General features: G+C 51.0%; 4 protein-coding genes and 1 pseudogene. 3 read left to right on the forward strand and 2 right to left on the reverse strand.

Annotation, left to right across the window (positions count from 1 at the left end; genetic code table 11):
- Positions 1–238: pseudogene (locus Q0338_RS06570) on the reverse strand (DNA recombination/repair protein RecA); the annotation flags it as partial.
- Between the two features lie 247 nt (positions 239–485).
- On the opposite strand from Q0338_RS06570, the gene Q0338_RS06575 reads away from it, so the two are divergent.
- The gene (locus Q0338_RS06575) at positions 486–914 is read left to right on the forward strand and encodes an EamA family transporter (RefSeq protein ID WP_298086062.1); all 429 of its coding nucleotides are present in this window, start codon (positions 486–488) and stop codon (positions 912–914) included.
- 22 nt (positions 915–936) lie between these two features.
- On the forward strand, positions 937–1,515 hold the full coding sequence (locus Q0338_RS06580; RefSeq protein WP_298086063.1) for a hypothetical protein: 579 nt from the start codon (positions 937–939) through the stop codon (positions 1,513–1,515).
- A 266-nt stretch (positions 1,516–1,781) separates the two neighbouring features.
- Here the strand turns inward: Q0338_RS06580 and Q0338_RS06585 are convergent, their stop codons facing one another.
- A complete protein-coding gene (locus Q0338_RS06585) occupies positions 1,782–2,249 on the reverse strand; it encodes a methylated-DNA--[protein]-cysteine S-methyltransferase (RefSeq protein ID WP_298086064.1) in 468 nt (155 codons plus the stop codon).
- Positions 2,250–2,335: 86 nt separating this feature from the next.
- Here Q0338_RS06585 and Q0338_RS06590 point away from each other — a divergent pair, with 86 nt between their 5' ends.
- Positions 2,336–5,089 carry a bifunctional aconitate hydratase 2/2-methylisocitrate dehydratase gene (locus Q0338_RS06590; protein WP_298086065.1) on the forward strand — a complete coding sequence of 918 codons (2,754 nt, stop codon included), beginning with the start codon at positions 2,336–2,338 and terminating at the stop codon, positions 5,087–5,089.
- Positions 5,090–5,197 lie beyond the last annotated feature (108 nt).

A 5,197-nucleotide genomic window follows, 5' to 3' on the forward strand; every position in this document is an offset into this window, starting at 1 on the left:
CGATGATGTGAAGCGTAAGCGTCGTCTTGCCCGAGCTCTCAGGCCCGTAAACCTCGATGATACGCCCCTTCGGCACGCCGCCGATGCCAAGCGCGATGTCAAGCCCCACAGAGCCCGTAGAGATGGCGTCTATCGGCTCGACCTGCTTATCGCCCAGCCGCACGAGCGTGCCCTTGCCGAAAGCTTTGTCGATCGATTTTAGCGCCGCATCCAGCGTCTTTTTCTTTCCCTCGTCCATGTTTTTCCTTAAAAATAAATTCACCTGATTTTACCAAATTTGAAATGAATTTTTGATTATTCGCTCAAATTCGGCGCGGCATCGGAATTTGAAATTTTTAAGGAGCGCAAAAAGTTCTGCAGGGCGAGCGGAGAGTATTAAATTTAGCCTTTTAAGCGGGCTTAATTTTTCACGTTTTTCTTTAGAAATTCCGCATTTTTATGAGGGCTGTAGCAAAATTTTACTATAATTTCGCAAAGGATAAATCATGCAAGAGTGGGCTTTGTGGGCGCTAGCTTCGGCGGTTTTTGCGGCACTTACGGCGATTTTCGCCAAGGTCGGGCTTGAGGGTATAGACTCAAATTTCGCGACTTTTATCAGGACGCTCGTTATCGCAGCGGCGCTGGTTTTGTTTCTAACCTATGCTAAAAAGTGGCAGCCGCTTGGCGAGCTAAGCGCGCGAAACTGGCTATTTTTGACGCTTAGCGGACTTGCGACGGGCGCGTCGTGGCTGGCATATTTTAAAGCGCTTCAGATGGGCTCCGCGTCGCAGGTAGCTCCGATAGATAAGCTTAGCGTCGTTTTGGTCGTTGTTTTTGCGGTTATATTTTTAGGCGAACGCCCGAGCGTCAGAGAGTGGATCGGTATCGCGCTGATCGCTAGCGGCGTGTTTACGCTAGTTTTTGCGGATAAATAGTATCAAGTAACGGGAGTTAAATTTGGAGAAATTTAAAGAAAAAATCAAAAACTCGTATTTGTATGTAGTTTTTATAAAAAGGGGATTTTACGGTAACGGCTCTGCCTTAAGAAGTATTTTTTCGGCATTTTTGATGGCTATGGTCGGTTTGTGTCTTACTTTGATCGTATTTACTATCAAGGATATGATTTTTTATAGCGATTTTAAACCGCTAAACGAACTAACGAAAAACGTAGGGACGGTGGAGTCTGCAAACTACGGTCTAAAAGGCGACGGAAAGCTAAAACTGAGGCTGGATGACGGCTCGGCGGTGTCATACTACATAGATAGCAGAGATGACAAGTCGTATAGACCGCTCATAAAAAAGAGGGCGGTTATATATAGCAAGGTAATGCCGCTTGGTAACGAAATCTTGCAGCTAGAAGACGATGCGGGTAAGGTTTACGTCAAATATAGCTACGAAGATGAACTGCAAACGCCACAGAGACGCATGGATTCGATCTACGCATGCTTAAAAATAGCCGCCTTTTTTCTGTTAATAGTATGGTTTTTAAATCGTAGGGATCTCACGAAAGCCAAGGGCAAAAATAATAAAATTTAGCGGTATGTGCCGGCTTAAGAGATGTTTTTGGCTGTTGTTTTTTGAGCGGGGTTTTGGACGATAAATTTTGCTATTTTTAAAATTTTTGCTACCTGGCAAGACGGCGCAAACGGCCAAAGCGGCGCGGTTTTGAGTTAAATTTACCTCGCGTTTTGCCGACTAAAAACGGTGCCGTACTTCGTGTAGTCAGGTTTGAGCTTAACTAAAATTAAGCCATCAAATTTGTGCTCGTTTGGATGAATTTACATCGTCAAGTTTTAAAGACGTTAAGCTTTGTCTTTAAATTTTGCTTCATGCTCCAAAAGCCAAATTTTAGTCGCTAGCCCTTCGCCGCCGCTGTATCCGCCAAGGCCGTTTGAGGCGATCACTCTGTGGCAAGGCACGATGATTGGGATTTTGTTTTTTGCGTTTGCCGAGCCTGCCGCGCGAAACGCCTTCGGTCGCCCGGTCATCGCTGCGAGCTGTGCGTACGTGACGCGCTGCCCGTAAGCGATCTTTTGCAGATTTTCGTAAACGCACCTCTGAAACGCCGTGCCGCCGATATTTAGCCGCGTTTTAAAGGTTTTAAGCTCGCCTTTAAAATAGCTTTCAAGCTCGCTTAAACAGAGCTTTAAATTTGCGTCCGTTACGTCCGTGCGGACGAATTCTCGCACGAAATTTAGCTCGCAAACTCCGCTCTCGTCGCCGCAAATCTCCAAAACGCCGATAGGCGAGTCAAAATACGCTTTTTGCATCGTAATTCCTTAAAATCAAGTGCTTAAATTTAGCCAAATTTCGCTTTGTTTTGCTAAAATTACGTAAATTTTAATAAGGATAAACGATGGACTTTTTCACGCAGTACGAAAAACACGTAAAAGAGCGCGAGGCCCTAGGCGTGCCGCCGCTACCGCTAAACGAGGAGCAGACGAGGGAGGTTTGCGAGCTTTTAAAGCTCGAAAGCGCGCACGAGAGCGAGTATTTAGGTTTACTTTCAAGACGCGTGCCGCCGATGGAGCTGGGCGGCGAAGGCGAAGCGATTATCGCCGCAAGGCTAGATGAAAATCAAAAGATAGTAAAGCGGCTCGTAAATTTACTCGCAAATCGCGTAAATCCGGGCGTAGACGACGCGGCGAAGGTAAAGGCGGAGTTTTTAAACGAGATTATAAATCACGGGCTTGAGATAAGCGGCCTTGATAAAATCGCCGCCGTAAATTTGCTGCGACCGATGCTTGGCGGATACAGCGTCATCGTGCTGCTTGAGAGCCTAAAAAACGCCGACGAGGCCGTAGCGCAGGCCGCCTGTAACGTGCTAAAAGAGACGATTTTCGTGCATGATTATTTTAACGACGTGGCAGAGCTTGCTAAAAGCAATAAATTTGCGCTAGAAGTCTTGCGCTCGTGGGCGGAGGCTGAGTGGTTTAGGGCGCGCGAGAGCCTGCCTAGGCGTATCAGAGCGGCGATCTTTAAAGTCGCCGGCGAAACCAACACCGACGATCTAAGCCCGGCTAGCGAGGCCTACACGCGCTCAGACATCCCGCTGCACGCAAACGCGATGCTAGTTAAGCGTCAGCCGGGCAGTCTGGAGACGATCGGCGAGCTTAAAAAAAGCGGGCTCGAGGTCGTCTACGCGGGCGACGTCGTGGGTACTGGCAGTAGCCGAAAGAGCGGCATAAACTCCATCCAGTGGCACCTCGGGCGCGAGATAGAGGGCGTGCCGAACAAAAAAACGGGCGGTATCGTGATAGGAACGGCGATCGCGCCGATATTTTTTAACACCGCCGAGGATAGCGGCGCACTGCCCATAGTAGCCGACGTAAGCGCGCTAGAGACGGGCGATGTGGTGGATATCTACCCGTATGCGGGCGAGATTTTCCGCGTCGGGCGTGTAAATTTGAGCGCCGAGGGTAAATTTGACGCGGTTCAAATTTGCGGCGAAGCTAAATTTGAAAATTTAAACGAAAACGAAAAACCCGAAGGTGAGCCGGTTGCTCGCTTTACGCTTGCGCCAAATACGATATTTGACGAGATCAGAGCGGGCGGGCGCATACCGCTCATCATCGGCCGCTCGCTTTGCGGTAAGGCTAGAGCGGCGCTAAATTTGGGCGCGGAGGATATATTCGTAAGGCCGTCGCAGCCGCAAACGAATGAGAGCGAGGGCTACACGCTAGCTCAAAAGATCGTGGGTAGAGCCTGCGGCGTGCCGGGCGTTAGAGCCGGGCAGTACTGCGAACCAGCAACTCTCACCGTAGGCTCGCAGGATACCACGGGGCCGATGACGCGCGACGAGATCAAGGAGCTTGCTAGTCTTGGATTTTCAGCCGATTTCGTGTTGCAGAGCTTTTGTCACACGGCGGCCTATCCAAAGCCTAGCGACCTTGAAACGCAAAGGACGCTGCCTAAATTTATGAGCTCGCGCGGCGGAGTGAGCCTAAGGCCGGGCGACGGCGTCATACACTCGTGGCTAAACCGCATGGTGCTGCCTGATACCGTGGGTACTGGCGGCGACAGCCATACGCGGTTTCCTATCGGCGTGAGCTTTCCGGCTGGTAGCGGGCTGGTCGCGTTTGCGGCGGTGTCTGGGGCTATGCCGCTAAATATGCCAGAGTCCGTGCTCGTGCGATTTAGCGGGCGACTGCAAAAGGGCGTGACGCTGCGCGATCTGGTAAATGCGATCCCGTACTACGCGATCAAGCGCGGGCTGCTCACGGTCGAAAAGAAGGGCAAGAAAAACGTATTTGCGGGTAAAATTTTAGAGATCGAGGGGCTGGAAAATCTAAAAGTCGAGCAGGCCTTTGAGCTAAGCGACGCCTCGGCCGAGCGCTCTGCGGCGGCCTGCGCGGTAAATTTGAGCATCGAGAGCGTCTGCGAATACGTCCGCTCAAACGTCGCTCTCATCGAGGCGATGATAGAGGCCGGGTATGAGAGTAGGGCGAGTCTGGAGCGCCGCGCGGCGAAAATGCGCGAGTGGTTAGCGGCGCCAGAGTTGCTGCGAGCCGACAAAAACGCGCGCTACGCCGAGGTGATCGAGATAAATTTGGACGAGATCACGCAGCCCATCCTAGCCTGCCCGAACGACCCCGACGACGTCGCGACTCTGAGCGAAATTTTAGCCGATAGCTCGCGCCCGCACAAGATCGACGAGGTGTTTGTGGGTAGCTGCATGACCAATATCGGCCACTACCGAGCGCTCGGGGAAGCTCTGCGTGGGCTCGGCGCGCTGCCTACTAGACTCTGGATCGCGCCGCCGACTAAGATGGATCAGGCCCTGCTCGAAAAGGAGGGCTACTACGATATTTTCCGTGCGGTAGGCGCTCGCACGGAGGTGCCTGGCTGCTCGCTTTGTATGGGCAACCAAGCCCGCGTAAACGACGGCGCGACGGTGTTTTCAACCTCGACGAGAAATTTTGATAACCGCATGGGTATGGGCGCGCGCGTATATCTTGGTAGCGCCGAGCTAGCGGCAGTTTGCGCCGTACTGGGCAGGCTACCTAGCGTCTCTGAATACATGAGCATAGTGCCCCAAAAGCTTGCGGGTAAAGAGGCACAAATCTACCGCTATCTAAATTTTAACGAAATAGAAAATTTTAAAATTTAGTAAATTTGGTTGATTGGGTAAAATTTGCGGCTAAAGCGGAGCTGTTTTGCGGGCAACTTTTTCGCAAATTTTATCTAGCCAAACGTGCGCGTTTAAACCCGTCAAATT

The organism is uncultured Campylobacter sp., from assembly GCF_938018145.1.
In the GTDB taxonomy this organism is placed as follows: Bacteria; Campylobacterota; Campylobacteria; order Campylobacterales; family Campylobacteraceae; genus Campylobacter_A.

What these genes read in the sequence shown, in the direction of transcription:
- Q0338_RS06575 (WP_298086062.1), top strand. Translation starts at nt 486, where the DNA reads ATGCAAGAGTGGGCTTTGTGGGCGCTAGCTTCGGCGGTTTTTGCGGCA.
- Q0338_RS06585 (WP_298086064.1), bottom strand. Translation starts at nt 2,249, where the DNA reads ATGCAAAAAGCGTATTTTGACTCGCCTATCGGCGTTTTGGAGATTTGC.
- Q0338_RS06590 (WP_298086065.1), top strand. Translation starts at nt 2,336, where the DNA reads ATGGACTTTTTCACGCAGTACGAAAAACACGTAAAAGAGCGCGAGGCC.